This is a genomic window from Mesorhizobium sp. M7A.F.Ca.CA.002.09.1.1 (assembly GCF_003998555.1).
Classification (GTDB): Bacteria; Pseudomonadota; Alphaproteobacteria; order Rhizobiales; family Rhizobiaceae; genus Mesorhizobium; species Mesorhizobium ciceri.
Genome location: NZ_RZRR01000433.1, coordinates 1 through 4,571, shown reverse-complemented (window position 1 = coordinate 4,571; position 4,571 = coordinate 1). Strand labels below are relative to the sequence as shown.

Genomic DNA, 4,571 nt, shown 5'->3' with positions numbered 1-4,571 from the left:
TGCCGGCGCCTCGGCCGCCGAAGCCGCCTTCGACGCGCTCGGCCATGAAATATTGGCGGAAAAGGCGGCAGCACTCGGCCGCGCCGGCCAGCGGGTAGAGGAAACGCTGGCCAGGCTGCGCGACAATGCCGACGAGCAACTGCGCCCCCTTCTGCTCAAGGATGCCGCCGAGGCGGTGCATGGCTATTTCATCCAGCGCGAGCTGTGCGGCTTGCGCAAGCACGATGCCGTCATTCGTGAATACAACATCCCGAAAGCGGTGCTGGCCAGGCTCGGCGCGAAATAGGGATCACTCCAGCCATTCGGTGATGAAGCTGCCATTCTCGTGGATGTCGGTCGTTTCCAGCGGGCCTGGGCCGAGATTGGTGAATTTGTGCGGCGTATTGGGTGGCACGATCAGGATCTGGCCGGCGGATGCCTCGATTTCCTGGTCGCCGACAGTGAACAGGCCGGTGCCCTGGCGGATGATGAAGATCTCCGCGTAGGGATGTGTGTGCAGGCGCGGGCCGCCGCCGACATCAGGCAGATAGTTGAAGATCAGGCAGGAGTTGGAGCCGTAGGCGCCACATTGCAACTCGCCCTTCCAATGGTCCGAGCGAACGGCCCAGGTGTCGCGGTCTATGACGTGTGCCATGATGACAAGGATAGACCCGGCTGGGGCCTTGTGTCGAGCCGAACAAGGGCGTCGGATTTGCGGGTGTTTCCCGGTTGTTTAGTGATGGTTGGCGGCTATCCGGCGTCGTGTTGACCGGCGGCGGATTTTGTCCCCGCGACAATCTGCCCTTGTGCCTTCACCCGTCTGGACAAAAACGGGCTTCACGCATAAACCGAAGTCCAAATGCCGGAGGAATTCGCAAGCCTGTTCGCCATGCGCTGTCGGGTTGGCGTAATTTGAGCGGGGAACAAGGCTCAACCACCGGCACGGAAGAGGCGAAAGGATCAGGCACCCGTGAGCGCAACCGACACCCAGGATCCCAACCGTCGTGATTTTCTCTACGTCGCCACCGGCATGGCCGCAGTGGTCGGCGCGGGTGCTTTCGCGTGGCCGTTCATCGACCAGATGCGCCCTGACGCCTCGACGCTGGCGCTCGCCTCGGTCGAAGTCGACGTCGCCTCGCTGACGCCGGGCATGTCGCTGATCGTCAAATGGCGCGGCAAGCCGGTCGTGGTCCGCAACCGCACCGAACAGGAAATGAAGGACGGCGAGGCGGTCAAGCTGGCCGATCTCAAGGATCCGATCGCCCGCAACGCCAATCTGCCGGCCGACGCACCGGCGACCGACGCCAATCGCACCACGCCCGGCAAGGAAGCCTGGATGGTGATGGTTCAGGTCTGCACGCATCTCGGCTGCATTCCGCTTGGCCAGGAAGGCGATTTCGGCGGCTGGTTCTGCCCGTGCCACGGTTCGCAATACGACACCGCCGGCCGCATCCGCAAAGGCCCGGCGCCGGAGAACATGGCGGTTCCGGTATTCAAGTTCATTTCCGATACCAAGATCCTTATCGGTTGAGGCAGGGGGATATTTCGATGAGCGAGGGACACTCGACCTATACGCCCAAAACCGGTCTCGGACGCTGGTTCGACGCCCGCATGCCGCTGCCGCGGCTGGTCTATGACAGCTTCGTTGCCTATCCGGTGCCGCGCAACCTCAACTATGCATGGACCTTTGGCGGCATCCTGTCGATCATGCTGGTGGCGCAGATCCTGACCGGCATCGTGCTGGCCATGCATTACACGGCCGACACCAATCTGGCCTTCGGCTCGGTCGAGAAGATCATGCGCGACGTGAATTCGGGCTGGCTGCTGCGCTACATGCATTCGAACGGCGCCTCGTTTTTCTTCGTCGCCGTCTACATCCACATCTTCCGTGGCCTCTATTACGGCTCCTACAAGGCGCCGCGCGAACTGCTGTGGATCCTCGGCTGCATCATCTATCTCCTGATGATGGCGACCGGCTTCATGGGCTACGTGCTGCCATGGGGCCAGATGAGCTTCTGGGGCGCCACCGTCATCACCGGCTTCTTCAGCGCCATTCCGCTGGTCGGCGACTGGATCCAGCAGCTGCTGCTCGGCGGCTTTGCCGTCGACAACCCGACGCTGAACCGTTTCTTTGCGCTGCACTATCTGTTGCCGTTCATGATCGCCGGCGTTGTCGTGCTGCACATCTGGGCGCTGCATGTCGTCGGCCAGTCGAACCCGACGGGCATCGAGGTCAAGTCGAAGACCGACACCGTGGCCTTCACCCCCTACGCGACCATCAAGGACGCGTTCGGCATGATCGTGTTCCTGTTCTTCTTCGCCTATTTCGTCTTCTACCTGCCGAACTATCTCGGCCATCCCGACAACTACATCGTCGCCAACCCGCTGAAGACGCCGGCCCACATCGTGCCCGAATGGTACTTCCTGCCGTTCTACGCGATCCTGCGCGCCATCACCTTCAATGTCGGGCCGATCAACTCCAAGCTCGGCGGCGTGCTATGCATGTTCGGCGCCATCGTCATGTTGTTCCTGGTGCCGTGGCTCGACACTTCGAAGGTGCGCTCGGCGGTTTACCGGCCCTGGTACAAGCTGTTCTTCTGGCTGTTCGTGGCCGATGCCATCCTGCTTGGCTGGCTGGGCTCGCAGCCGGCAGAAGGCAGCTATGTGTTCATGGCGCAGATGGCGACATTGTTCTACTTCGCCTTCTTCCTGATCGCGCTGCCGGTGCTCGGCCTGATTGAGACGCCGCGACGGTTGCCGAACTCGATCACCGAGGCGGTGCTCGAGAAGAACAAGGGCGGCAGCGGACATCCGGCGGGCGCTACGGCGGCTCCGGAAACCAAAGGCTGAGCGGGTAGAGAATCTAAGGGGATTTGGCATGAAAAAGATTCTCACCTCGCTGGCGCTGATCGGCCTTGTGGCCGTCGCCGCTGGGGCCGCGGGCACTCGGGCGATCGCCGCCGAAGAGGCACACAATGTGGCCAATCCGACGCATTTCCCGATCGACGAGCCGAAGGAAATGGACTGGAGTTTCACTGGCCCATTCGGCACCTATGACAAGGCGCAGCTGCAGCGCGGCCTCAAGGTCTACAAGGAAGTCTGCTCGGCCTGCCATTCGATGAACCTGGTGGCGTTCCGCACGCTGTCGGACCTCGGCTATTCCGATGCGCAGATCAAGACGCTGTCGGCCGAGTACACCATCCACGACGGTCCCAACGATGCCGGCGACATGTTCGACCGTCCGGGCAAGCCGTCCGACCACTTCCCGCCGCCCTTCGCCAATGAGGAAGCCGCCGCTGCCTCCAATGGCGGTGCTGCTCCGCCAGACATGTCCCTGCTGGCCAAGGCTCGCGGTGTCGAACGCGGTTTTCCGCAGTTCGTCTTCGATATCTTTACCCAGTACGACGCGGGCGGCCCCGACTATATCCACTCGCTGCTGACCGGCTACGACCAGACACCGCCGGCCGGCATGGTCATCCCGGAAGGCACCCACTACAATCCGTACTTCATGTCCGGCGTGTCGCTGAAGATGCCCAAGCCGCTCTCCGATGGTCAGGTGACCTATGATGACGGTGCGCCGCAGACCATCGACCAGTATTCCCGCGACGTCTCCGCCTTCCTGGCATGGGCGGCCGAGCCGCATATGGAAGACCGCAAGAAGACCGGTTTTCGCGTTCTGGTGTTCCTGCTTTTGTTCGGCGCGCTGGTCTATCTCACCAAGCGCAAGGTGTGGGAAGGCGTGGCGCATTAAGCCACACGATCAAGTGATCACGAAGGGCGCCGAGAGGCGCCCTTTTGCATTTCCAGAAGCCGGCCATGTCACATGGCCGTCACCGCATCCGGCGATCCTGTGCTGCTCTCATCAAAGGATCGCACCCATGAAAAGATACGCATCGCTCGCGGCAGGCCTGTTGCTGCTCATCGTCGGCTCGGCCGCGCAAGCGGAAGACGCCCAGCCTTTCGTCACCAACAAGGATGTCGACCTGACGATGATCCTGCCGCCGCCGCCGGCAAACGATTCGGCGCAGACCAAGGCCGAACTCGGCGAGGTGCTGATGCTGCAGGTGACACGCACGCCCGAGATGGTAGCCAGCGCCGTCGCCGATGCCGACGAGAATGTCTGGCGCTTCGCCAACGTCATGGGGCCGAAATTCAACAAGGAAACGCTGCCCAAATTCAGCGCCTTCTTCGACCGCGTCGTGGCCACCGAAGGCGCCGTCGTCGATCCGGCCAAGGATATCTGGAAGCGCCCGCGTCCGCACCAGCTCAGCGACCTCGTCAAGCCGGCGGTCAAGCTGTCGAGTTCGGGTTCCTGGCCGTCCGGCCACGCCACCGTCGGCACCATGATGGGCATCATCCTGTCCGATATGGTTCCGGAAAAGCGCGCCGAGATCATGGCGCGTGCGGCCGAATACGCCCACAACCGCGAGGTCGGCGGCATCCACTATGCGTCCGACGTCGAGATGGGCAGGATTTCCGGCAGCGTCATCGCCGCGGTCCTGCTCAACCGGGACGACTTCAAGGCCGAGTATGAAGTGGCCAGGGCCGAGCTTCGTTCGGATCTCGGCATGTAATCTTTGTCAATCGGATTA

6 protein-coding genes are annotated in these 4,571 nt (G+C 62.2%); 5 read left to right on the top strand and 1 reads right to left on the bottom strand.

Going from position 1 to position 4,571, the window contains the following annotated elements:
- A partial coding sequence (locus EN994_RS18875) for a DUF6665 family protein (protein WP_127307719.1) occupies positions 1-286 on the top strand: 286 nt, incomplete at its 5' end.
- 3 nt (positions 287-289) lie between these two features.
- Here EN994_RS18875 and EN994_RS18870 read toward each other — a convergent pair.
- On the bottom strand, positions 290-634 hold the full coding sequence (locus tag EN994_RS18870; protein ID WP_013529983.1) for a cupin domain-containing protein: 345 nt from the start codon (positions 632-634) through the stop codon (positions 290-292).
- Between the two features lie 315 nt (positions 635-949).
- Between EN994_RS18870 and petA the strand changes: the two genes are divergently transcribed.
- The 4 genes from petA to EN994_RS18850 all read left to right on the top strand — a co-directional run bounded on the left by petA (position 950) and on the right by EN994_RS18850 (position 4,553).
- A complete protein-coding gene (petA, locus tag EN994_RS18865; RefSeq protein ID WP_013529984.1) occupies positions 950-1,510 on the top strand; it encodes a ubiquinol-cytochrome c reductase iron-sulfur subunit in 561 nt (186 codons plus the stop codon).
- A gap of 17 nt (positions 1,511-1,527) precedes the next feature.
- Entirely contained in the window at positions 1,528-2,829 is a 1,302-nt protein-coding gene (locus EN994_RS18860; RefSeq protein ID WP_013529985.1) for a cytochrome b N-terminal domain-containing protein, read from the top strand.
- Positions 2,830-2,857: 28 nt separating this feature from the next.
- Positions 2,858-3,730, top strand: a complete 873-nt coding sequence (locus EN994_RS18855) for a cytochrome c1 (RefSeq protein ID WP_013529986.1) — start codon at positions 2,858-2,860, stop codon at positions 3,728-3,730.
- A gap of 127 nt (positions 3,731-3,857) precedes the next feature.
- Positions 3,858-4,553 carry a phosphatase PAP2 family protein gene (locus EN994_RS18850; protein WP_013529987.1) on the top strand — a complete coding sequence of 232 codons (696 nt, stop codon included), beginning with the start codon at positions 3,858-3,860 and terminating at the stop codon, positions 4,551-4,553.
- Positions 4,554-4,571: the final 18 nt, after the last annotated feature.

Excerpts from the sequence above, each read along its gene's own strand:
- EN994_RS18850 (WP_013529987.1), top strand. The coding sequence starts at position 3,858 with ATGAAAAGATACGCATCGCTCGCGGCAGGCCTGTTGCTGCTCATCGTC.
- EN994_RS18870 (WP_013529983.1), bottom strand. The coding sequence starts at position 634 with ATGGCACACGTCATAGACCGCGACACCTGGGCCGTTCGCTCGGACCAT.
- EN994_RS18860 (WP_013529985.1), top strand. The coding sequence starts at position 1,528 with ATGAGCGAGGGACACTCGACCTATACGCCCAAAACCGGTCTCGGACGC.
- EN994_RS18855 (WP_013529986.1), top strand. The coding sequence starts at position 2,858 with ATGAAAAAGATTCTCACCTCGCTGGCGCTGATCGGCCTTGTGGCCGTC.